We start from the raw sequence: 21,927 nt of genomic DNA, 5'->3' as shown, positions 1-21,927 counted from the left end.
ATGGCTGCCAAGCTGAAAAAAGGTGACAAGGTCATCGTTCTTGCCGGCAAGGACAAGGGCAAGACCGGGACCATCGAGGCCGTCTCGCCGAAAACCGGCAAGGCCGTCGTCGGCGGCATCAACATGGCCATCCGTCACACCCGCCAGAGCCAGACGTCGCAGGGCGGCCGTCTGCCGCAGGCGATGCCGATCGACCTGTCGAACCTGGCAATCGTCGATGCAAACGGCAAAGCGACCCGCGTTGGCTTCCGCATGGAAGGCGACAAGAAGGTCCGTTTCGCCAAGACCACTGGGGACGTGATCGATGCTTGATACCGCGACCTATACCCCGCGTCTCAAGACGCAGTTCCGCGACACGATCAAGGCCACTCTGAAAGAAGAGTTCGGCTACAAGAACGACATGCAGATCCCGCGTCTGGACAAGATCGTTCTGAACATCGGTTGCGGCGCAGAAGCTGTGCGCGACTCCAAGAAGGCCAAATCGGCCGTCGAGGATCTGACCACCATCGCCGGTCAGAAAGCCGTCACCACGAAAGCCAAGAAGTCGATCGCGGGCTTCCGCGTTCGTGAAGAGATGCCGCTCGGCGCCAAGGTCACGCTCCGCGGTGACCGGATGTATGAATTCCTCGACCGCCTGATCAACATCGCGATGCCCCGGATCCGGGACTTCCGCGGCGTGAAGCCGTCCTTCGACGGCCGTGGCAACTTTGCCATGGGCATCAAGGAACACATCGTCTTCCCCGAGATCGAGTTCGACAAGGTCGACGAGGTCTGGGGCATGGACATCATCATCACCACCACCGCATCGACCGACGCGGAAGCCAAGGCGCTGTTGAAGGCTTTCAACATGCCCTTCAACGCCTGAGGAGCGAGAGACACATGGCCAAGAAATCCATGATCGAACGCGAGAAGAAGCGCCAGGCGCTGGTGGAGAAATATGCCGCCAAGCGTGCCGCGCTCAAAGAGATCGCGAACGACGAAAGCAAACCGATGGAAGAGCGCTTCAAGGCCCGCCTGAAGCTGGCGAAGCTGCCGCGCAATTCCGCCCCGAGCCGTCTGCACAACCGCTGCCAGCTGACGGGCCGTCCGCACGCCTACTACCGCAAGCTCAAGATCTCCCGGATCATGCTGCGCGAGCTGGGCTCGAACGGTCAGCTGCCCGGCGTGGTCAAGTCGAGCTGGTAAGGAGGGTACATAGATGAACGATCCTATCGGCGATATGCTCACCCGTATCCGCAACGCCCAGATGCGCGGCAAGTCGACCACCTCGACCCCCGCATCCAAGCTGCGCGGCTGGGTTCTCGACGTGCTGGCGGACGAAGGTTACATCCGCGGCTACGAAAAGACCACGGACGTGAACGGCCACCCGGCCTTCGAGATCAGCCTGAAATATTTCGACGGCACCCCCGTCATTCGCGAGCTGCAGCGGGTCTCCAAGCCCGGTCGCCGCGTCTACATGGGTGTCAGTGACATTCCCGTCGTCCGTCAGGGCCTGGGTGTGTCGATTGTCAGCACGCCGAAAGGTGTGATGTCGGACGCGAATGCCCGCGCTGCCAATGTCGGCGGCGAGGTGCTCTGCACGGTCTTCTAAGGAGGGACATCCATGTCTCGTATTGGGAAAAAGCCGGTCGAGCTGCCCTCGGGTGTTTCCGCATCCGTCAGCGGCCAGACCGTCGAAGTGAAGGGCCCGAAAGGCACCCAGAGCTTCAACGCCACCGATGATGTGACCATCACGGTCGAAGACAACGCCGTCTCTGTGACGCCGCGCGGCAATTCCAAGCGCGCCCGTCAGCAGTGGGGCATGTCGCGCACCATCGTGGCCAACATGGTCCACGGCGTCTCGAACACCTTCAAGAAGGAACTCGAGATCCAGGGTGTGGGTTACCGGGCGCAGGTTCAGGGCCAGACCCTGAAGCTGAACCTCGGCTACAGCCACGACGTGAACTTCGACATCCCGCAGGGCATCACGGTCACCACGCCGAAGCCCACGGAAATCATCGTCGAAGGACATGATGTTCAGCAGGTTGGTCAGGTTGCGGCGAACATCCGCGACTGGCGCCGCCCCGAGCCCTACAAAGGCAAGGGTATTCGCTACAAAGGCGAATACATCTTCGCCAAGGAAGGCAAGAAGAAGTAAGGACGCAGAAAATGGCACTCAGCAAACGGGAACTGTTCCTCAAGCGCCGCCTGCGCGTCCGGAACAAGCTTCGCAAGGTGAACGCCGGCCGCGTGCGGCTGACGGTGCACCGTTCGAACAAGAACATCAGCGTGCAGCTGATCGACGACGTGAAGGGTGTGACCCTCGCCGCCGCCTCCTCGATGGAGAAGGATCTGGGCGTCGTCGGCAAAGGCAATGTGGAGGCCGCCGCCAAGGTGGGCGCCGCGATTGCCGAGCGCGCCAAGGCAGCCGGCATCGAAGAAGCCTATTTCGACCGTGGCGGCTTCCTGTTCCACGGCCGCGTCAAGGCTCTGGCCGACGCCGCGCGTGAAGCAGGCCTGAAGATCTGAGCCGAAGGTGGGCAGAATTGCCCACCCTACGCTCGCACCGGGGCGGCGCTCGTCGCCCCGTTCCTGTAGGCGGAAACGCCTCGATGATCCGGGCCCCGGACCTCATGCTGGGGCACCAGGATTGGACAAATCCGGTGTGTTCGGTCCTACCGATGCGCGCCGACCCTGAACAAAGGAATGCCTGATGGCAGAACGTGATAACCGCCGCGGGAACCGTCGCGACCGCGAGGAAGCCCCGGAATTCGCCGATCGCCTGGTTGCGATCAACCGTGTGTCCAAGACCGTGAAGGGCGGTAAGCGCTTCGGCTTTGCAGCCCTCGTCGTCGTGGGCGACCAGAAGGGCCGCGTCGGCTTTGGCAAGGGCAAGGCCAAGGAGGTCCCCGAGGCCATCCGCAAGGCCACCGAGCAAGCCAAGCGCAAGATGATCCGCGTGCCGCTGCGCGAAGGCCGCACGCTGCACCACGACATCGAAGGCCGTCACGGCGCAGGCCGCGTTGTGATGCGCACCGCGCCGCACGGGACCGGGATCATCGCCGGTGGTCCGATGCGTGCCGTGTTCGAAATGCTGGGTGTGCATGACGTGGTCGCCAAGTCGATCGGCTCGCAGAACCCCTACAACATGATCCGCGCCACGCTCGACGGTCTGGCCAAGAACCAGTCGCCGCGCAACGTTGCGCAGCGTCGCGGCAAGAAAGTGGCCGACATCCTGCCCAAGCGCGAAGACGCGCCGGCGGAATCGTCGCACGTGGCTGAGGAGGCCTGAGACCCATGGCAAAGACGATTGTCGTTAAGCAGGTCGGCTCGCCGATCCGCCGCCCGGAAGTCCAGCGCAAGACGCTGATCGGCCTGGGCCTGAACAAGATGCACAAGACCCGGGAACTGGAAGACACCCCCGCCGTGCGCGGCATGGTCGCCAAGATCCCGCATCTGGTGGAAATCATCGAAGAGCGCGGCTGAGCCTGAGGCCACGCGGAATTCGAACGTTTCAAACGCCCTCCGGGACCCCGGGGGGCGTTTTTTTCTATTGCTGGGGAATATTGGCGGGGCGCGCGCTGTATCTCTCATGTCTGCATTGGGCAGACCTGAAAGAGAGGATTGAGAGATGACCAAGCTCCCCCTGGCCGCTGCGTTTCTGGCGACATCTGCCACCGCCCTGTTCGCCGCCGATCCCGCGCCGCTGGTGCAGACCGGCAAATATGGCGAGGAGGTCTATCTGATGGATGGCGCCAAGATGACGCTCTACACCTTCGACAAGGACGAGCAGAACCTGTCGAACTGCTATGACATGTGTGCTGCCAACTGGCCGCCGGTCCTGGCCGAGGCCGGTACGGATCTGCCGCGCGGCTACGGCGTTGCCGAGCGCAAGGACGGCACCTTGCAGGTGAGCTACAAGGGGCAGCCCCTTTATCTGTGGATCAAGGATTCCAAGCCCGGAGACATGACCGGCGACGGTGTGAACGGCGTCTGGCACATCGCGCGCCCCTGAGCGGCGCTCCAGACGGCGCGCGCCCGAACCCGCGCGATCCGTGGCAATATCGACAACTTCCCTGAGCCACGGTGTGTCCGGCGGCGGCCCGGTGCCGCCGCCGGTTCTTATGTGAGACCCAGGATTTTTCAAACCAGTGCGCCTTGGGGCGGAGGTTGCGGCAAATAAAAAGGCCCGCCCGGGAAGGGCGGGCCCGGAAGGGACCGTCAGCGGCACGGAGCGCGCCGCTGAGTGGGGGAGGGGGCCTGCCCCTTAGTGCCCCAGGATCTGGCTCAGGAAGAGCTTGGTGCGCTCGTGCTGCGGGTTGTTGAAGAACTCTCTCGGTTCATTCTGTTCGACGATCTGGCCCGCATCCATAAAGATCACCCGGTTCGCCACCGCCTGGGCAAAGCCCATCTCGTGGGTCACGCAGAGCATGGTCATGCCCTCTTCGGCCAGCGAGACCATGGTGTCGAGCACCTCCTTGATCATCTCCGGGTCGAGCGCCGAGGTCGGCTCGTCGAAGAGCATGATCCGCGGCTTCATGCAGAGCGAGCGGGCGATGGCCACCCGCTGCTGCTGGCCCCCGGAAAGCTGGCCGGGGTATTTGTTGGCCTGCTCGGGGATCTTCACCTTCTCCAGGAAATGCATCGCCGTGGCCTCGGCCTCTTTCTTGGGGATCTTGCGCACCCAGATCGGGGCGAGCGTGCAGTTCTCCAGAATGGTCAGGTGCGGGAAGAGGTTGAAGTGCTGGAACACCATCCCGACCTCGGAGCGGATCTTGTCGATGTTCTTGAGATCCGAGCCGAGTTCGGTGCCATCCACCACGATCTGGCCGGCCTGATGCTCTTCCAGACGGTTGATGCAGCGGATCATCGTCGATTTGCCCGAGCCCGAGGGCCCGGCGATGACGATCCGCTCGCCGCGGTAGACGGTCAGGTCGATGTCGCGCAGCACGTGGAAGTTCCCGTACCACTTGTTCATCTTGGTGATCTGGATGGCGACCTCGTCAGAGACCTTCATCTGGCTGCGGTCGACGGAAGCTGTCGCAGGTTGGTTCATGTGTCGGGTCTCCTTAACGATGCTCGCGACGGAGCTTTTTCTCGAGGAAGAGGGAATAGCGGCCCATGCTGAAGCAGAACACGAAGAAGCAGAGGCCGATAAAGACGAAGAGTTCCCAGTAGATGCCGTTCCATTGGGTGCTGGCCCGGATGGCGTTCGACAGGCCGATGGGGTCGAGCAGGCCGATGAAGACCACCAGCGTGGTGTCCTTGAAAAGCCCGATGAAGGTGTTCACGATGCCCGGGATCGAGATCTTGAGCGCCTGCGGCAGGATGATCAGCCGCATGCTCTTCCAATAATCGAGCCCCAGCGCGTCGGCCGCCTCGTACTGCCCCTTGGGCAGCGCCGCGAGCCCGCCGCGGACCACTTCGGCGATATAGGCCGAGGAGAACAGCGTCACCATGATGATGACCCGCAACATGAGGTCGAAATTCGTCCCCGGCGGCAGGAAGTAGTTGAGCAGCAGCGACGCGGTGAACAGCCAGACGATCAGCGGCACGCCCCGGATCACCTCGATGAAGATCACCGAGCATTTGTTGATCAGGAACAGATCCGACTGCCGCCCCAGCGCCAGCACGATCCCCAGCGGCAGCGACAGGATGATGCCCGAGACGCCGATGATCGTGGCCAGCATGAAGCCGCCGATCTCGTTGGACTTCACCGGCTCCAGCCCGATGGGCAGCACCGTGGCCAACGCATCGGCCAGAGGGCCCGCGACCAGCAGCCAGTAGAGGAGCGGCGCCACGATGGCCAGAACCACGCCGCCAAGCGCGCCGATCGCCGGTCCGGCAAAGGTCACCACGGCCCAGCCGATGACAAAGCCCAGGGCCACCACGATGGGGGTCCAGATCGCGCCACCCCAGATCAGCCAGAACAGCACGAAGGGGGCGGCAAGGGTGAACCACAGCATCTTGCGCGGCAGCGAGGCGAAAAGCACCGGCGCGATGGCGACCAGGAACAGCACGAAGGCCAGGATCGGACGCCAGTAGAGCTCGGTCGGGTAGAAGCCGAAGAGAAGCTGGTTCCAGCGCTCTCCGATCACCGCCCAGCAGGCGACCGAGGCATCGGCGCCATAGATCTGATCGCGGATCTCGCGGCACTGTGCGAGGCTGTCGGCGCTCCAGATCCCCAGCGCCGCCCAGGGGACGACGTGGCTGAGCACCGCCCAGATCACCCAGAGCGAGGCGACCGTCAGGACGACATTCACCCAGGAGGACAGCAGATTTTCGTGAATCCACTTGTAGGCGCCGGATTGCGAGAGCGGCGGCTCGCGCTGATCAAGCATGGTGTCGCGGACATAGGCGACGGTCTGTGCGTGCACTTCGCTCATGTCAGCGCTCCTTCAGCTTCACGGAGGCGTTATAGATGTTCATCGCGCCCGAGATGAGCAGGCTGAGCACCAGATAGAACAGCCCCAGCAGCAGCATCCCTTCGAGTTCGCGGCCAGTCTGGTTGATGGTGATGCCGCCAAGCGTGGAGCGCACATCCATGTAGCCCACGGCGATGGCGAGCGAGCTGTTCTTGGTCAGGTTCAGGAATTGCGAGATCAGCGGCGGAATGATCACCCGCAGGGCTTGCGGCAGGATCACCAGATTCATCGTCGTGGAGGGCCGCAGACCCAGCGCATAGGCGGCTTCGGTCTGGCCCTTGGAGACGGCCAGGATACCGCCGCGCACGATCTCGGCGATGAAGGCGCCGGTGTAGAGCGACAGGGCAAGCCAGAGTGCGATCAGCGAGTTGCGCAGATGAATGCCGCCGCCGAAGTTGAACCCCTTGAGCTCGGGCAGGTTCAGATACGCGCTCATCAGCACCATGAGGATGGCGGTGGGGAGGATCAGCAGACCGAGGGTGAAATACCAGGTGGTCGGGCGGTCGCCGGTGGCCTCCTGTCGTTCGGTCGCCCAGTGATGCAGCCGCCGGATTGCGTAGAGCGACGCGCCCAGCACGAGGATCACCACAAGCCAGTTGAAGAACCCGTTCGCAAAGAAGGGCGTCCCGAAATGGATTGCCGGGGTATAGACGCCGCGGTTCGTGACCGCGATGGCGTCGAAGAGCATCGAGGCGGTGGCGTCATCGCCGCGGAAGGCCCGCGGGGCCGGGGTGCTTTCGGTCATCAGCGCGAAGATCAGCACGATCCACAGCAGCAGGGGCACGTTGCGGAACCCCTCGACATAGACCGACATCAGGCGCGAGACGAGCCAGTTGTTCGACAGCCGCAGAACCCCGGCGACCACGCCCAGCACGGTGGCCAGCGCGCAGCCCAGGAAGGCGACGAGAATGGTGTTGAGAATCCCCACCAGCGCGGCGCGTCCGTGGGTCATCTGGCTGTTATATTCGATCAGCCGCTGGTTGATGTCATATCCCGACGGCTGCGTGAGAAAGCCGAAATCGAAATCCTTGCCGAGATTTTGCAGGTTGTGGATCGTGTTCGAAACGAGCCACGAGAAAAGCAGCATCAGCAGAACCATCGCCACGACCTGAATGGTCAGGGACCGGTAGCGGGTATCGTAAATAAGCTGAGACAGCCGGAAGCCCTGCCCCGGCGGGTCTGTCATGGTCGTCATTGTCTTCTCCCCGGCGGCTTCCGTTCTTCCTGGGCGTTGTGCCGGTTGCTCCGGCCTCTTGCCCCTCTTCGGAAACTCGTATTGATCTAGGATTTGTGTTTGTTTTTAGATCATTAAGGTGGAAAGGGCGCGGGGTTTTACCCCCGCGCCCCTGTTTTTGGTTCCGATCAGCGGAACGGCGGGCTGTAAAGCAGGCCGCCTTCGGTCCACTGTGCGTTCAGGCCGCGCGACAGGCCGATCGGGGTGTTTTCGCCGATGGTCTTTTCAAAGACTTCGCCGTAGTTGCCATTGGCCATGATGGCTTTCTTGGCCCAGTCGGCTTCGAGGCCGAGCATGGCGCCCAGCTCGCCTTCGGTGCCGAGCAGACGGTTGATTTCCGGGTTGTTGCCCGGAGCTGCCGACAGCTCTGCGATATTGGCCGAGGTCACACCGTATTCTTCGGCGGCGATCAGCGCGTTCAGGGTCCAGCGGGCGATGTCGCCCCACTCGTTGTCGCCGTGACGGACCAGCGGGCCCAGCGGCTCTTTCGAGATGATTTCCGGCAGGATCACGTGATCGCCCGGCGCTTCGAAGGAGGCGCGGGTTGCGGCGAGGCCCGAAGCGTCGGTGGTGTAGACGTCGCAGGCGCCGGCCAGGTACTGCTGCTGGGCTTCGGCGTTGGTTTCGATCGGCACCGGCTCGTAGCTGATGTTGTTCACGCGGAAGAAGTCCGCGAGGTTCAGCTCGGTGGTGGTGCCGGTCTGGATGCAGACGGTGGCGCCGTCGAGTTCCTTGGCCGAGGACACGCCCAGCTCTTTCGGAACCATGAAGCCCTGGCCGTCATAGTAGTTCACGCCGACGAATTCGAACTTGAGATCGACGTCGCGCGAGAAGGTCCAGGTGGTGTTCCGGGCAAGCAGGTCGATCTCGCCCGAGGCCAGCGCGGTAAAGCGGGTCTGGCCGGTGGTGGGAACGAAATCGACAGCCATCGGATCGCCCAGAACGGCGGCAGCGACGGCACGGCAGACAGCCACGTCGAAGCCCTGCCAGACGCCGTTGGCATCCGGAGCCGAGAAGCCCGTCAGACCGGTGGAAACGCCGCAGTTCAGCTTGCCACGCGCCTTGACGTCGTCGAGAGTCCCCGCACTGGCAGCGCCCGCCGCCAGACCGGCAACCGTCAGCGCGCCAAGAATTACGGTTTTCTTCATGTTAACCTCTTCCTGTTGTCCGGCCCCTCATGGGCCGGTTCCATGGCCCTGGGGCCGAGAATACCTGGGATGGGTGCTCCCCCCCACTGGTGTCCGCGAGTTTGTTCGGAATCCTCTTTGGAGGTCAAGCCACCCTGCCTTGAAAAACATCTCCCGCTGCCGGGAAATTGTGCAATGAAATAGGGCGCGCGGCCCTATTAAGCAGGGCGGCAGAGCGCAAAAAAGCGATGCGCGTGAAGAAATGCCGCACGTTTGTGCACGGCCATTTCCTGGGCTTCCTCGTCGGCACCCCAGCGCTCGGCCTGCCAGTCTTCGTCAAGGCGCGAGAGGTTCCAGAGATGTTCCGGATCGTGGCGCGGGTCGGTCGCGGCGAATCCCAGGATGAGCGAGCCCGAAAGCGCCACAAGATCGTGAAAGGCGGCCAGTTCGAACGGATCGAAGTCATGGGCCCGGGCCGAAAGCGTCTCCAGCGCGGCGGGGTCCTGCGGTGCATGCATGATGCCCGCGCGCGGTTCCAGCCGCGCGCCGAGCGTCTCCGATGCCCAGTCGAGCAGCGGATCCCAGCGTTCGGCCTGATGCCGGACCAAGTCCTCGGGGGTGTCAGCGCGGTAGCACAGAAGATCGCTGTCGCCATATTCGGCCAGCATCTGCGCCACTGCGGCCCGCTGTGGCGCAACCTTTTCGATGGCGCTGTTGGCGGTGCGGGTGAAGGGCATGGCGGTCGGGTCGATCTTTTCGTCCTGCGCCTGCCATTCCGCCGCGATCTCGTCGGCCAGCGCCTGCGTCGGCACGACCAGAGGCGACTTGCCCGGGGTCATCACCCGGCGGCCGTCGAGGAACACACCGAAGCCGCCTTCGGCGGGGGCGGCGCTGGCCTCTTTATAGAACCTGCGGGGGGCCCATTCGCTCATGCGCTCTGCTCCCAGATCTGCGACAGAAGGCCGGGCAGCAGGCGGATGTCGTCAATCACCAGATGTGCGGCCTTCAGCCGGGCGGTGTCGTGATAGCCCCAACTCACCCCGACCGCCAGCATCCCCGCGGCACGGGCCATCTCCATATCGAAGCTGGTGTCGCCGATCATCACCGCGCGCTTTGCCGGCACGCCGGTTTCCGACAGCGCGGCCTCGAGCATCGCCGGATGCGGTTTCGAGGGGTGATCGTCGCCGCATTGCTGGGTGACAAACAGCTTGCGCATGTCGTGCCCGTCGAGCAGCCCGTCGAGCCCGCGGCGCGACTTGCCCGTGGCGATGCCGAGCAGCGTCTCGTCTTCTGCGTGGAGCTGGTCGAGCACGGCACGCACATGCGGAAACAGCGGCGAGCTTTGCGGCGTGCCCTTTTCGGTGCGCAGATCGAAATAGCGCTGCTTGTAGGCGGCGATCATAGCGTCGTGCTGGGCCTTGGCCTGGGGCGCCAGATGCATCAGCGCGATGGGCAGGGCCAGCCCCACCTGCGACAGCACCGCCTCGCGGTCCGGTGCCGGCAGGCCGGCGCTTTCGAAGGCGCGGGTCATCGAGGCCATGATGTCGGCCTGGCTGTCCACCAGCGTGCCGTCCACATCGAAGATCACAAGGCGCAGATCCATGGTCAGTGCAGCTCCTCGAACGGGTCGTCGGCGGCGATGTCCTCTGCCCAGCCAAGCGTTTCCCAGCTATGGGCCATGTGTTCGGGCAGAGGGGCGGTGACGGTGACGGGTTTCTTGGTCACCGGATGTTCGAAGGTGATCGAGCGCGCGTGCAGGTGCAGCTTTTTCGAGATCACCCCGCCGAGCTGCGCCCCCCAGCCGTCGCCCAGGTTCTCCTGACCCGAGCCGCCATATTTGCCGTCGCCGATGATCGGATGGCCGATCTCGGCCATATGCGCGCGCAACTGATGGGTGCGCCCGGTGATCGGCTCCAGCGCCACCCAGGAGGCGCGCCCCGCCACGCGGTAAAGCGTGGCGTAAAGCGTATGGGCCCGCTGCGCGCCGGGGGTCGTGTTCATGTCGCGCGGATGCACGCAGATCATCTTTTCGCCCTCGCCATGGCGCCCGTGCCCCGGCGCCTTGACCAGACCGTAGCGGATTTCGCCCAGATAGGGGGTGGGCACGCCGGCGACTAGCGCCCAGTAGATCTTGCGCGTGCGGCGGTGGCGGATCGCCGCGGTGAGCGCCTGCGCCATCTCGCGGGTGCGGGCCAGCAGCAATACGCCCGAGGTGTCCTTGTCGAGCCGGTGCACGAGGCGCGGCTTTTCGTCCAACCCGAATTTCAGCGCTTCGGCAAGCCCGTCCACATGGCGCGTCTGCTTGCTGCCGCCCTGCGTGGGCAGGCCCGGCGGCTTGTTCAGCGCGATGATATGGTCGTCTTTCCAGAGCACGCAGGACTGGATGAGCTTTGCGTCGGCCTCCGATACCTTGGGCTCGGGTTTCGGCTGCGGCGTCTCGTCAGGTTCCGGCAGCGGCGGGATGCGCACCTGCTGGCCGACCGTGAGCCGGGTCGAGGCCTTGGCGCGGGCACCATCGACGCGCAGCTCGCCCTTGCGGCACATTTTTTCGATGCGCCCCTGCTGGAGATGCGGGAAATGCCGTTTGAGCCAGCGGTCGAGGCGCTGGTCGCCGTCGCCGGGACCGACGGTGATGGTCTGTACGCGGCTCATGCGAAAAGACTCCGTGTCAGCAGCAGTCCGGCGAACAGCGCGGTGATCGACACCAGCACCGAAACGGCGGCGTAGCCTATGGCAAGGGGGATGTCCCCGCGCTCGTAGAGCGTGGCGAAATCGAGCGAGAAGGAGGAGAAGGTGGTGAAGCCGCCGAGAAAGCCGATCATCAGAAGCGGTGCGTAGCGGGTGGCAGAGAAATTCGCCAGCGTCACCACCAGCACGCCCATGAGGAAGGATCCGAGGATGTTCACCGTCAGCGTGCCCCAGGGGAAGGTCTTGCCCATCAGCGCGGTCATGCCCACGCCGGTCAGATAGCGCGCGCTTGCGCCCAATGCGCCGCCCAGGGCGACCTGGAGAAGGGTCAGGATCATGGGCGCGATGTGTCCTGCGCGGCGCCGGTTGTCAAGTTCGGGGAGGTGGGAAGGGGAGAGGTCGAGGCGCCCCGGCCTGCGATTGAGGTGAATATCCGCTCAATCCCCACCCCCTTGGCCCGGCTTCCGTTGTGACAGTTCAGGGCGCTACCCGTTCCGTTCCCGCCGCAGCCGCGCGAAATACTCCACGCGCTTTTTCAGATCGCGCTCGAACCCGCGCTCGACCGGCGCATAAAACTGCGTGCGCCCCATCGACTCAGGGAAATAGTCCTGCCCGGAAAACCCGTCTTCGGCATCGTGATCATAGGCATAGCCGGTGCCGTAGCCCTGATCCTTCATCAGCCGCGTGGGCGCGTTCAGGATATGTTTCGGCGGCATCAGCGAGCCGGTCTTCTTCGCTGCCGCGCGCGCCGCCTTATAGGCCATATAGGCGGCGTTCGACTTCGGGGCGAGCGCCAGATAGATCACTGCATTGGCCAGCGCCAGCTCGCCCTCGGGCGAGCCCAGCCGCTCATAGGTCTGCCAACTGTCGATGCAGACCGCCTGCGCCTGCGGGTCGGCGAGGCAGACGTCCTCCACCGCCATCCGGGTCAGGCGCCGGGCCAGAAACCGCGGGTCCTCGCCCGCCTCCAGCATCCGCGCGAACCAGTAAAGCGCTGCGTCCGGGTCCGAGCCGCGAATGGATTTGTGCAGCGCCGAGATCAGGTTGTAATGGCCGTCGCCGGATTTATCGTATTGCGCGGCGCGTCGCATCAGCCGGTGGGTCAGCGCTTCGGTGTCGAGCTTGCCCGTGACCCGCCAGGCCATCACCTGCTCGATGAGATTCAGCAGCGCCCGCCCGTCGCCATCGGCCATCTCGAGCAGCGCCTCGCGCGCGCGGCCGTCGAGGGGCAGGGGGCGGTCCAGTTCCTTTTCCGCGCGCTGCGCCAGCCGCTCCAGATCGGACAACGCCAGCCGTTCCAGCACCAGCACCTGCGCGCGCGACAAAAGCGCCGCGTTCAGCTCGAAGCTGGGGTTCTCGGTGGTGGCGCCGACAAGGAGGATCGTGCCGTCCTCCATATGCGGCAGGAACCCGTCCTGCTGCGCCTTGTTGAAGCGGTGGATCTCGTCGACAAACAGCAGCGTGCCCTGACCGTTGGCGCGGCGGTGCTTGGCCGCCTCGAAGACTTTGCGCAGCTCCGGCACGCCGGTGAAGATCGCGCTGATCTGCACGAAATGCAGATCGGTCGCATGGGCCAGAAGCCGCGCGATGGTGGTCTTGCCCACGCCGGGCGGGCCCCAGAACACCAGACTCGACAGCGAGCCCGAGGCCAGCATCACGCCCAGCGGCGCCTCAGGGCCCAGCACCTGCTCCTGGCCGATCACTTCGCCCAGAGTCTTTGGCCGCAGCCGGTCGGCCAGCGGGCGGGGGGCGTTGCTCTCGGGCGTTGCGTCCGGGGAGTTGTCGAAGAGATCGGCCAAGGTTCAGGTCCGGAACCGAAGGGAGACACGTCCGGCGCCGCGTTGCGCGTCGATCTGCACACGCGGCGCGGCCCGTTCGAGCAGCCGGCCGACATCGTCCGGCGCGGCGATGTCGCGGCCGTTGATCGCCCGCAGCACGTCGCCGGGGCGCAGGCCGATCCGGGCGCCATAGGGGCCGGGATCGGTGACGACGATACCCTCGCCGGGCAGGGGCAGGCCCAGCTCGGCGCTTACCGCAGGGTTGATGCGTGCCAGCGCGAGCCCGGGCAGCACGGCGGTTTCGCCCAGTATCACCGCGTCGCGCGGCGGGGTTTCGGGCGGCGCGATCATCTCGACCTCGGCCTGCCGCGGCGTACCGTCATGCAGGTAGCGGATCTGCGCCCTATGGCCGAGCCCGCGCACCGACATGCGGAACAGCATCTCGGGCGGGGTGTTGACCGGCTGGCCGTCCACTTCCAGCACGACATCGCCCACCTCCAGCCCGGCCCGGGCGAAGGGGCTTTGGGGATGCAGATCGGCGATCAGCACGCCATTGGGCAGCCCGAGGCCAAGGCTCTCGGAGATGTCGGCATTGACCGGCTGCCCGGTCATCCCCGCCCAGGGCCGCTCGAAATCCGCCTTGCCGGCACGGGCCTGTTCCACAAATTGCGACACCAGCGCTGACGGGATGGCAAAGCCGATGCCGTTCGATCCGCCCGAGCGGGTGAGGATCGAGGTGTTCACCCCGATCAGCCGACCCTTCACATCGATCAGCGCGCCGCCGGAGTTGCCGGGGTTGATCGGTGCATCGGTCTGGATGAAATAGCCGCGCGCATTGCCCGTCGCGGTGCCCGAGCGCGCCAGCCCCGAGACGATGCCCGAGGAGACGGTCTGCCCGACGCCGAACGGGTTGCCGATGGCCAGCACCAGCTCGCCCACCTCGACCGTATCGCTGTCGCGCAGGGCGAGATGCGGCATGTCCGCAGCGCCGTCCAGCTTGAGAATGGCAAGGTCCGCCTCTTCGTCGCCCAGCAGGACCTGGGCCTCGTATTCGGCGCCGTTGTTCAGCACCACGCGGATGTCGGTGGCCTGGCCGACCACATGGTAATTCGACACGACAATCCCGTCATCCGAGAGGATCACGCCGGAGCCCAGCGAGTTCTGCACGCGCGGGCGCCCGCCGAAATCGCGGAACAGATTACCGAAGAGCGGGTCTCCGGCGAAGGGGCTGCGCGCCTCGACGACGCGGCGGGCGTAGATATTGACCACCGCCGGCGTCGCCGCTTTCACAAGCGGGGCGAAGCTGAGCGAGATCTCGGCCTGGCTGTCGGGCACGCGGGTCTGGGCGGCAAGCGGTGTCGCGGCAAGGGTCAGGGCGACAAGACAGATACGGAGCATGATCTTTCCTCCTGTTCTCCGGATATGCCTGCCGCGCGGGGCGGATTCAAGGCGCGGCGGAACGCCCGTCGCGTCCGGAGCGTTGCGGGTGTATACTCCGTGATCGGAGGAGATGATGTCAGAGTCGCCGAGATTTTAGGTCGGGCGGCGCGATACCGGGGCCTGCAAGGGCAGGTTCCGTTGGCGCGGCCCGGGACCGATCCTCCGGAACAGCGGGCGGCTCGGAGAGAAAGGGGAATGCGATGACAGAGCTGACACAAGGCACCTGGGTCGTCGTGACCGACAGCGAAAAGGCGTTGTTCCTGCGCAATCTGACCGACGCCGAGGATCCGAATCTGGCGTTTTTCGACGAGAAGACCCAGGAAAACCCGCCGGATCGCGCGCAGGCGGCCAACCGCCCGGGGCGCCGGGCCGATGGCGGATCCGGACAGCGCTCTGCGATGGAAGATACGGACTGGCACGAGCTGGCCAAGGAGCGTTTCGCCACGGACCTGGCCGCGATGCTTTATGAGGCCGCGCATAAGGGGGCGTTCGAGCGGCTGGTGCTGGTGGCCCCGCCCAAGGTGCTGGGCGATCTGCGCGCGGCGCTGCACAAAGAAGTGGCCGACAAGATCGTGGCCGAGCTGCCCAAGACCCTGACCAACCATCCGGTCGACAGGATCGAGGCGCTGGTGCGGGACGAGCTCGAGGCCGTTTGAGGCATGCGCCCGCAAGGGCATGAAAAAAGGCGCCGCAGAGGGTTTCTGCGGCGCCTTTCTCTATGAGATGTCCCGAAGATCTCAGTCTTCGAGCGCCTCTTCGGCAACCAGGCGGGCCTTGTCGGCGGCGCCTTTGGCATCGACATCGCGGTCGACCAGTTCGATGATCGCCATCGGTGCCATATCGCCATAGCGGAAGCCGGCCTTCAGCACGCGGCAATAGCCGCCCGAACGCTCGGCATAGCGCGGGCCGAGCACTTCGAACAGCTTGGCGACGTCCTTGTCTTCCTTGAGCTGGGCGGCGGCCTGACGGCGGGCGTGCACATCGCCGCGCTTGCCGAGGGTGATCAGCTTGTCGATGACGCGCTTGAGTTCCTTGGCCTTGGGCAGCGTGGTCTTGATCTGCTCGTGCTCGATCAGCGAGCCGGCCATGTTGGCGAAGAGCGCCTTGCGGTGCTCGTGGGTGCGGTTGAGGCGGCGGTAGCCTTTTGCGTGACGCATCTGTCTTACTCCTTATGCCCTCTACGGGCGGTTTTGCTTTGTCCGGCCGGCGATGCGTGTCACCGGCTCTCCTTGGGGCAGACTGCCCGGGTAGGCGACGGGGCGCCCTCTCACCGCGCCCCGCCAGCGGCTCAGAACTGGTCTTCCAGTTTCTTCGCCAGATCCTCGATGTTGTCCGGCGGCCAGTCCTCGACATCCATGCCGAGGTGCAGACCCATGGAGGACAGCACTTCCTTGATCTCGTTCAGCGACTTGCGGCCGAAGTTCGGGGTGCGGAGCATCTCGGCTTCGGTCTTCTGGATCAGGTCGCCGATATAGACGATATTGTCGTTCTTCAGGCAGTTGGCCGAGCGCACGGAGAGTTCCAGCTCGTCCACTTTCTTGAGAAGCAGCGGGTTGAATTCCAGACCGTCGTCGTCGTCCTGACGCGAGGCGCTTTCCGGCTCTTCGAAGTTGACGAAGATCGACAGCTGGTCCTGAAGGATGCGCGCCGCATAGGCAATCGCGTCCTCGGGGGTGACCGAGCCGTCGGTTTCGATCTTCATGGTCAGCTTGTCATAGTCCAGCACCTGGCCCTCGCGGGTCGGCTGCACCTCATAGGCGACCTTCTTGACCGGCGAATAGATCGCGTCGATCGGCATCAGGCCGATGGGCGCGTCTTCCGGCTTGTTCTTGTCGGCCGAGACATAGCCCTTGCCGGTGTTGACGGTCAGCTCCATGTAGAGATCGGCGCCATCGTCGAGGTGGCAGATCACATGGTCCTTGTTCAGCACTTCGATGCCGGCGGTCTCGGCGATGTCGGCAGCGGTGACGACGCCGGGGCCCTTGGCGTTGATCGACAGGCGCTTGGGGCCTTCGACTTCCATGCGCAGCGCGACACCCTTGAGGTTCAGCACCACATCGGTCACATCTTCACGCACACCGGCGACGGAGGAGAATTCGTGCAGCACGTTGTCGATCTGCACGCTGGTGATGGCCGCGCCCTGAAGGCTCGACAGCAGGATGCGACGCAGCGCGTTGCCCAGCGTCAGGCCAAAGCCACGTTCCAGCGGTTCGGCCACAACGGTGGCCACGCGGGTCGGGTCGGCGCCGGGGCGAACCTCCAGCTGGGTCGGCTTGATCAGTTCAGCCCAGTTCTTGTGGATCATGCGTCCCTCCATTCCTGTCCGTGCCCCATGTCCAAAAGGCGCGGACGCCCGAGGTTAAAATGACGAAGGCAGGGCCCCGCTCAATGGCAGGGCCCCACCTTGAATAATGATGCGGTCAGACGCGGCGGCGCTTCGGCGGGCGGCAGCCGTTATGCGCGATCGGCGTCACGTCGCGGATCGACGTGATGTTGAAGCCGACGGCGGCCAGTGCGCGCAGTGCCGATTCACGGCCCGAGCCGGGGCCCTGGACTTCGACTTCCAGCGTCTTCACGCCGTGTTCCTGCGCCTTCTTGCCTGCGTCTTCTGCGGCAAGCTGAGCGGCGTAGGGGGTCGATTTCCGCGAGCCCTTGAAGCCCATGGTGCCGGCGGACGACCAGGAGATCGCATTGCCTTGCACGTCCGAGATCAGGATCTTGGTGTTGTTGAAGGACGAGTTCACATGCGCCACACCGGCGGCGATGTTCTTGGAGACCTTCTTCTTGCCTCCGCGACGGGTATCACGTGCCATATCGGTAGACCTCCCTTACTTCTTCTTGCCGGCGATCGGCTTCGCCGGGCCCTTGCGGGTACGGGCGTTGGTGTGGGTCCGCTGACCGCGGACGGGGAGGTTGCGGCGGTGACGCAGGCCGCGGTAGCAGCCGAGGTCCATCAGGCGCTTGATGTTCATCTGCGTTTCACGACGCAGGTCGCCTTCGACGGTGTAGTTCGCGTCGATATGCTCACGGATGGCGAGCACTTCGGCATCGGACAGCTCGTTCACGCGGCGCGAGGCCTCGATGTTGACGGCTTCACAGATGGCTTTGGCCGAGGTGTGGCCGATACCGGTGATATAGGTGAGGGCGATGGGTACCCGTTTGTTGGTCGGGATGTTGACGCCGGCAATACGTGCCAAGTCTCTGTTCCTTTCGTTGCGGTTCCGTAGCTCCAGAACCTTTTTTCACAACATGAGCCCGAGGTCGGAGACCACGGGCTGTCCGCTGATGAGGTGATCTGCGGAGGGGGAGCGACCCGCTCCGCATGTCTGATTCTCGATTAGAGATGGGGGTGGGTATGAGGATTCGCGTAGAGCGTCAACCCCTATGTCGGAACAGCTTGCATTCCCCGGGCGTTTCGTCCCACATGCGACAAACATGCCCCAACCGCCGAACGCCCCAGCCCTCCCGAACCGGGTGTCCCGACGCAGTATGATCACGCAGCTCCTATATACAAGCGCTTCGCGTCATCCGCGCGGACATTCCTCGGATTTCGAGATTCTGCAAGACGCGCTTTCGCACAATCGCGTGCAGGGGGTGACGGGGTATCTGCTGCGTGACATCGGAGGGTTCTGCCAGGTGCTCGAAGGGCCGGCGGAGATCGTCGAGCCGCTATTCGCGCGTATCTCCGGTGATCCCCGGCATTCCGATGTGGTCCTGCGGATGCGCCGGCAGGTGCCGGAACGGGGCTTTCTGGGTTGGTCGATGGGCTATGCAAGCCTGTCGCCGGAGGACAGCGCCTTTCTGGCAACCTGCTTTGCCGAGGGGGCAGGGGGCATCCTGCTGGCCTTCGAGCGGATCGGGCGCGTGGCCTCGGGACAGGACTGAGCGCGGAGGGGGCCCGTGCAGTCGCGGAAAGAAAAAAGAGCGGGCCCGGCGGGACCCGCTCTTTTGCTTCCAAGATGGCGCCTTCGCCGGTCTCAGCCGTCGAGCTTGCCGGCGATGGCGGCCTTGACGTCGGCGATCTCGCCCAGGCCATCGACCCGGCAGTGATTGCCCTTGGCGTAGTAATAGCCGATCAGCGGCGAGGTCTGCTTGTAATATTCCATCAGACGCTTCTTGAGGCTTTCCTCATTGTCGTCCGCGCGGCGCTTGAACTCGGTGCCGCCGCAGTTGGTGCATTTGCCATCCGCCGGGATCGGCTTGGTGATGTCGTTATAGACCTCGCCGCAGGATCCGCAGGTCGAGCGCGCGGTGATGCGTTCCACCAGCGCCTCGTCGTTTACCCGCAGTTCCACCACCTTGTCGAGCGTCAGCCCCTCTTCGGCAAGCAGTTCGCCCAGGGCGTCGGCCTGCTTCAGCGTGCGGGGGAAGCCGTCGAAGATATAGCCGCGGTTCGGGTCGGCTTCGAGCTTTTCGCGGATCAGGCCGATGACGATCTCGTCGGTGACCAACTCGCCGCGGGCCATGACCTCGGCGACCTTCTTGCCCATTTCCGTGCCGCTGTCCTTGGCTTCGCGCAGCATGTCGCCGGTGGAGAGCTGGGTCATGCCCCGCTCTTCCACAAGGATACGTGCCTGGGTGCCTTTGCCCGCGCCGGGCGGTCCAAGAAGAATGATGTTCATCGGCGTGCCGGTCCCTTCCGCTTACGGGTCTTACTCTTGCCGCGGAGCTGCGACTTTTGAATCAGACCTTCGTATTGATGTGCCAGCAGGTGGCTCTGGATCTGCTGGATCGTGTCCATGGTCACCGATACCACAATCAGTACGGATGTGCCGCCGAAATAGAACGGGATCGCATATTGCGAGCGCAGGATCTCGGGCATGAGGCAGACGGCGGCGAGATAGGCCGCGCCCAGCACCAGCACCCGGTTCACGACATATTCCAGATGCTCGGCGGTTTTCTTGCCCGGGCGGATGCCAGGGATAAAGCCGTTCTGGTTCTTCAGGTTGTCCGCCACGTCATCGGGTTTGAACGACACGTTGAAGGTGTAGAAATAGGCGAAGAACACGATCATCGCGGCGAAGAACAGCAGGTAGAGCGGCTGTCCCGGACCGAAATAGGCAAGGATCGTGGACATGATCGGCCCGGTGGAGCCGGCCTGGCTGAAGGTCGCGATCGTCGTGGGCAGCAACAGCAGCGAGGAGGCGAAGATCGCCGGGATCACGCCCGCCGGGTTCACCTTGACGGGCAGGTGTGACTGCTGCGCCTCGGTCATCTTCATGCCGACCTGACGGCGCGGATACTGGATGGTGATCTTGCGCAGCGCACGTTCCATGAAGACCACGAACATGATCACCGCGACCACCATGAGGATCACCCCGATGATCACCGCCGGGCTGATGGCACCGGACCGGCCGGAGGCAAAGAACTGCGCCAGCGCGGCCGGGATCTCGGCGACGATGCCGACGAAGATGATCAGCGAGATGCCGTTGCCGATGCCGCGGGCGGTGATCTGCTCGCCGAGCCACATCAGGAACATGGTGCCGCCGACGAGGGTGATCACCACGGCGGCGCGGAAATACCAGCCCGGATCATGGGCGAGATCGCCCGCCTCGAGGCTCACCGCAAGGCCGTAGGCCTGGAACAGCGCCAGTGCCACCGTGCCGTAGCGGGTGTACTGGTTGATCTTCTTGCGGCCCTGTTCGCCCTCTTTCTTGAGCTGCTCCAGCGCCGGCACCATGGCCGTCAGAAGCTGCACGATGATCGAGGCGGAGATATAGGGCATGATGCCGAGGGCAAAGATCCCCATCCGTCCCAGCGCGCCGCCGGTGAACATCGAGACCATGCCGCCGATGCCCTGCCCCGCCTCTTCCATGAACTGGCGAAGCGCGGCACCGTCGATGCCGGGAACCGGGATATAGGTGCCCAGCCGGTAGACGATCAGAAGGCCGAGAGTGAATAGGATGCGGTTGCGAAGGTCGGTAGCCTTGCCCAGTGCCGCCCAGCTGGTGTTGGCGGCCATTTGTTCCACAGCGGATGCCATGCGGGTCCTCTCTGAGGCGAAAACGCCGCCGGAAGCGCTTTCCGGCTCCGGCGGCGTTCGTGGAAAACGTGGGGCCTTATGTAAGCGGCTGGCGTGCCGCTCACAACCCGCTTATTCGGCTGCTGCCGCAGCCGTGACTTTCAGTGCGCCACCGGCTTTCTCGACCGCCTCGACGGCCGATTTCGACGCGCCGGTGGTTTCGATGGTCAGGGCCGAGGTCACTTCGCCCTTGGCCAGCACGCGGATGCCGTCGAGCTTGCGGCGGACGAGACCCGAGGAGACCAGGGTCTCTTCGGTGATCGAGCCGGCGTCGAGCTTGCCCGCATCGACGAATTTCTGGATCAGGCCGAGGTTCACAACAGCATAGCTCTTGCGGTTCGGCTTGTTGAAGCCGCGCTTGGGCAGACGCTGGTAGAGCGGCATCTGGCCGCCTTCGTAGCCGGCGATGGCCACGCCCGAACGGGATTTCTGACCTTTGATACCACGGCCACCCATCTTGCCCTTGCCCGAGCCCGGGCCACGGCCGATGCGTTTCTTCGAGCGGGTGGCGCCCGCGTTGTCGCGCAGTTCGTTGAGTTTCATATCGCTTCTCCATTGCCGGATATGGCCCCCGAAGCGAATGGGCCAAACACGGCGTTTCTTGGTGTTTTGAATCGGTGGCGCAAAGCCACCGGGGGCGTATAGCGCCAGGGGGGCTGTCACGCAAGGGCGCTGTGGGGGAGAGGGATCGGGGTCGGTGGGCAGATTGCCCACCCTACGGCTGCCCCAGGCCCCGGCGATTTGGGGACGCCGACGCCGCGTGTCGAGGTCATTCGGTTTTGACGGGATAGATCGAGAGGCTCGGCGCCTCTGATCGCCGCCCCGCCGTCCGGCGATGGTGCGGCTATTCCAAGCGCCGCGACCGTAGGGTGGGCAATCTGCCCACCGCTCCCGCGTGCCGCCGGTTTATTCCGCGCCTTTTTCCAGCGCGTCGAGTCGCGCCTTCAGCGCCTCGTTTTCCTCGCGGGCCTTCTGTGCCATGGCGCGGACCGCGTCGAATTCCTCGCGGGTGACGAAGTCGCGGTCGGCGAGCCAGCGGTCGATCATCGACTTCATCGCGGTCTCGGCCTCTTCCTTTGCGCCCTGCGCCACGCCCATGGCGTTGGTCATCAGTTGCGAGATGTCGTCGAATACCTTGTTGCGCGTCTGCATGGGAGACTCCTGAACGTTGCTTGTCTTCTATATGGGCCCATGCGCGGCGGGCCTCAAGGTTGACTTCCCGCGCAAAGCGACG

The 21,927-nt window shown here is 64.3% G+C and carries 29 protein-coding genes; 11 read left to right on the top strand and 18 right to left on the bottom strand.

Annotated features, from left to right (window positions below):
- The 9 genes from rplX (at nt 1) to M4578_RS24240 (ending at nt 3,994) form a co-directional block, all read left to right on the top strand.
- Nucleotides 1-312, top strand: coding sequence for a 50S ribosomal protein L24 (rplX, locus tag M4578_RS24280; protein WP_258095726.1), 312 nt, complete (start codon nt 1-3; stop codon nt 310-312).
- Complete coding sequence (gene rplE / locus M4578_RS24275; protein WP_258095725.1) at nt 305-865, top strand: 50S ribosomal protein L5; 561 nt, start codon at nt 305-307, stop codon at nt 863-865. Before rplX ends, rplE begins: the two co-directional genes overlap by 8 nt.
- Before the next feature lie 14 nt (nt 866-879).
- Complete coding sequence (gene rpsN / locus M4578_RS24270; protein ID WP_258095724.1) at nt 880-1,185, top strand: 30S ribosomal protein S14; 306 nt, start codon at nt 880-882, stop codon at nt 1,183-1,185.
- A gap of 13 nt (nt 1,186-1,198) precedes the next feature.
- Complete coding sequence (gene rpsH, locus M4578_RS24265) at nt 1,199-1,591, top strand: 30S ribosomal protein S8 (protein WP_258095723.1); 393 nt, start codon at nt 1,199-1,201, stop codon at nt 1,589-1,591.
- 12 nt (nt 1,592-1,603) lie between these two features.
- On the top strand, nt 1,604-2,137 hold the full coding sequence (rplF, locus tag M4578_RS24260; RefSeq protein WP_258095722.1) for a 50S ribosomal protein L6: 534 nt from the start codon (nt 1,604-1,606) through the stop codon (nt 2,135-2,137).
- 11 nt (nt 2,138-2,148) lie between these two features.
- Nucleotides 2,149-2,508: a 50S ribosomal protein L18 gene (gene rplR, locus M4578_RS24255; RefSeq protein ID WP_258095721.1), complete on the top strand. Its 360-nt coding sequence runs from the start codon at nt 2,149-2,151 to the stop codon at nt 2,506-2,508.
- 184 nt (nt 2,509-2,692) lie between these two features.
- Nucleotides 2,693-3,271: a 30S ribosomal protein S5 gene (gene rpsE, locus M4578_RS24250; RefSeq protein WP_258095720.1), complete on the top strand. Its 579-nt coding sequence runs from the start codon at nt 2,693-2,695 to the stop codon at nt 3,269-3,271.
- 5 nt (nt 3,272-3,276) lie between these two features.
- Nucleotides 3,277-3,465 (top strand): 50S ribosomal protein L30, encoded by a 189-nt coding sequence (gene rpmD, locus M4578_RS24245; RefSeq protein ID WP_258095719.1) that lies wholly within the window; start codon nt 3,277-3,279, stop codon nt 3,463-3,465.
- A 145-nt stretch (nt 3,466-3,610) separates the two neighbouring features.
- Nucleotides 3,611-3,994: a COG4315 family predicted lipoprotein gene (locus M4578_RS24240; RefSeq protein ID WP_258095718.1), complete on the top strand. Its 384-nt coding sequence runs from the start codon at nt 3,611-3,613 to the stop codon at nt 3,992-3,994.
- 252 nt (nt 3,995-4,246) lie between these two features.
- Here M4578_RS24240 and M4578_RS24235 read toward each other — a convergent pair whose 3' ends face one another.
- The 10 genes from M4578_RS24235 to M4578_RS24190 all read right to left on the bottom strand — a co-directional run bounded on the left by M4578_RS24235 (nt 4,247) and on the right by M4578_RS24190 (nt 14,629).
- Nucleotides 4,247-5,035, bottom strand: a complete 789-nt coding sequence (locus M4578_RS24235; protein ID WP_274705741.1) for an amino acid ABC transporter ATP-binding protein — start codon at nt 5,033-5,035, stop codon at nt 4,247-4,249.
- 13 nt (nt 5,036-5,048) lie between these two features.
- Nucleotides 5,049-6,365: an amino acid ABC transporter permease gene (locus tag M4578_RS24230; protein ID WP_258095717.1), complete on the bottom strand. Its 1,317-nt coding sequence runs from the start codon at nt 6,363-6,365 to the stop codon at nt 5,049-5,051.
- 1 nt (nt 6,366) lies between these two features.
- On the bottom strand, nt 6,367-7,599 hold the full coding sequence (locus M4578_RS24225; RefSeq protein ID WP_258095716.1) for an amino acid ABC transporter permease: 1,233 nt from the start codon (nt 7,597-7,599) through the stop codon (nt 6,367-6,369).
- Nucleotides 7,600-7,766: 167 nt separating this feature from the next.
- The gene (locus M4578_RS24220; protein ID WP_258095715.1) at nt 7,767-8,786 is read right to left on the bottom strand and encodes an amino acid ABC transporter substrate-binding protein; all 1,020 of its coding nucleotides are present in this window, start codon (nt 8,784-8,786) and stop codon (nt 7,767-7,769) included.
- 197 nt (nt 8,787-8,983) lie between these two features.
- Nucleotides 8,984-9,697 carry an ATP12 family chaperone protein gene (locus M4578_RS24215; protein ID WP_258095714.1) on the bottom strand — a complete coding sequence of 238 codons (714 nt, stop codon included), beginning with the start codon at nt 9,695-9,697 and terminating at the stop codon, nt 8,984-8,986.
- Nucleotides 9,694-10,368: an HAD-IA family hydrolase gene (locus M4578_RS24210; RefSeq protein ID WP_258095713.1), complete on the bottom strand. Its 675-nt coding sequence runs from the start codon at nt 10,366-10,368 to the stop codon at nt 9,694-9,696. Before M4578_RS24210 ends, M4578_RS24215 begins: the two co-directional genes overlap by 4 nt.
- A gap of 2 nt (nt 10,369-10,370) precedes the next feature.
- A complete protein-coding gene (locus tag M4578_RS24205; protein ID WP_258095712.1) occupies nt 10,371-11,417 on the bottom strand; it encodes an RluA family pseudouridine synthase in 1,047 nt (348 codons plus the stop codon).
- Complete coding sequence (gene crcB / locus M4578_RS24200; RefSeq protein ID WP_258095711.1) at nt 11,414-11,791, bottom strand: fluoride efflux transporter CrcB; 378 nt, start codon at nt 11,789-11,791, stop codon at nt 11,414-11,416. The genes M4578_RS24205 and crcB overlap by 4 nt, the downstream gene beginning before the upstream one ends.
- A gap of 147 nt (nt 11,792-11,938) precedes the next feature.
- Nucleotides 11,939-13,252 (bottom strand): replication-associated recombination protein A, encoded by a 1,314-nt coding sequence (locus M4578_RS24195; protein ID WP_258095710.1) that lies wholly within the window; start codon nt 13,250-13,252, stop codon nt 11,939-11,941.
- A gap of 3 nt (nt 13,253-13,255) precedes the next feature.
- A complete protein-coding gene (locus M4578_RS24190; RefSeq protein WP_258095709.1) occupies nt 13,256-14,629 on the bottom strand; it encodes a trypsin-like peptidase domain-containing protein in 1,374 nt (457 codons plus the stop codon).
- Between the two features lie 242 nt (nt 14,630-14,871).
- Here M4578_RS24190 and M4578_RS24185 point away from each other — a divergent pair, with 242 nt between their 5' ends.
- Nucleotides 14,872-15,327, top strand: coding sequence for a host attachment family protein (locus M4578_RS24185; protein WP_258095708.1), 456 nt, complete (start codon nt 14,872-14,874; stop codon nt 15,325-15,327).
- 81 nt (nt 15,328-15,408) lie between these two features.
- Here the strand turns inward: M4578_RS24185 and rplQ are convergent, their stop codons facing one another.
- From rplQ to rpsM, 4 genes are all read right to left on the bottom strand, one after another.
- Complete coding sequence (gene rplQ, locus M4578_RS24180; protein WP_258095707.1) at nt 15,409-15,828, bottom strand: 50S ribosomal protein L17; 420 nt, start codon at nt 15,826-15,828, stop codon at nt 15,409-15,411.
- A 131-nt stretch (nt 15,829-15,959) separates the two neighbouring features.
- Nucleotides 15,960-16,976, bottom strand: coding sequence for a DNA-directed RNA polymerase subunit alpha (locus tag M4578_RS24175; RefSeq protein ID WP_258095706.1), 1,017 nt, complete (start codon nt 16,974-16,976; stop codon nt 15,960-15,962).
- A 115-nt stretch (nt 16,977-17,091) separates the two neighbouring features.
- Entirely contained in the window at nt 17,092-17,484 is a 393-nt protein-coding gene (gene rpsK / locus M4578_RS24170; protein WP_076696689.1) for a 30S ribosomal protein S11, read from the bottom strand.
- A 15-nt stretch (nt 17,485-17,499) separates the two neighbouring features.
- Complete coding sequence (rpsM, locus tag M4578_RS24165) at nt 17,500-17,868, bottom strand: 30S ribosomal protein S13 (RefSeq protein WP_258095705.1); 369 nt, start codon at nt 17,866-17,868, stop codon at nt 17,500-17,502.
- 292 nt (nt 17,869-18,160) lie between these two features.
- On the opposite strand from rpsM, the gene M4578_RS24160 reads away from it, so the two are divergent.
- A complete protein-coding gene (locus tag M4578_RS24160) occupies nt 18,161-18,556 on the top strand; it encodes a BLUF domain-containing protein (RefSeq protein ID WP_258095704.1) in 396 nt (131 codons plus the stop codon).
- Between the two features lie 92 nt (nt 18,557-18,648).
- Here M4578_RS24160 and M4578_RS24155 read toward each other — a convergent pair whose 3' ends face one another.
- The 4 genes from M4578_RS24155 to M4578_RS24140 all read right to left on the bottom strand — a co-directional run bounded on the left by M4578_RS24155 (nt 18,649) and on the right by M4578_RS24140 (nt 21,845).
- The gene (locus tag M4578_RS24155) at nt 18,649-19,293 is read right to left on the bottom strand and encodes an adenylate kinase (RefSeq protein WP_258095703.1); all 645 of its coding nucleotides are present in this window, start codon (nt 19,291-19,293) and stop codon (nt 18,649-18,651) included.
- Nucleotides 19,290-20,654: a preprotein translocase subunit SecY gene (gene secY / locus M4578_RS24150; RefSeq protein ID WP_258095702.1), complete on the bottom strand. Its 1,365-nt coding sequence runs from the start codon at nt 20,652-20,654 to the stop codon at nt 19,290-19,292. The genes M4578_RS24155 and secY overlap by 4 nt, the downstream gene beginning before the upstream one ends.
- Before the next feature lie 111 nt (nt 20,655-20,765).
- Nucleotides 20,766-21,236, bottom strand: coding sequence for a 50S ribosomal protein L15 (gene rplO, locus M4578_RS24145; RefSeq protein WP_258095701.1), 471 nt, complete (start codon nt 21,234-21,236; stop codon nt 20,766-20,768).
- Between the two features lie 363 nt (nt 21,237-21,599).
- Nucleotides 21,600-21,845 (bottom strand): accessory factor UbiK family protein, encoded by a 246-nt coding sequence (locus tag M4578_RS24140; RefSeq protein ID WP_258095700.1) that lies wholly within the window; start codon nt 21,843-21,845, stop codon nt 21,600-21,602.
- Nucleotides 21,846-21,927 lie beyond the last annotated feature (82 nt).

The sequence above is a fragment of the Salipiger pentaromativorans genome, assembly GCF_024721115.1.
Classification (GTDB): domain Bacteria; phylum Pseudomonadota; class Alphaproteobacteria; order Rhodobacterales; family Rhodobacteraceae; genus Salipiger; species Salipiger pentaromativorans.
Note: the sequence above shows the minus strand (reverse complement) of the source record. Positions and strands in the feature narration are given on the sequence as shown.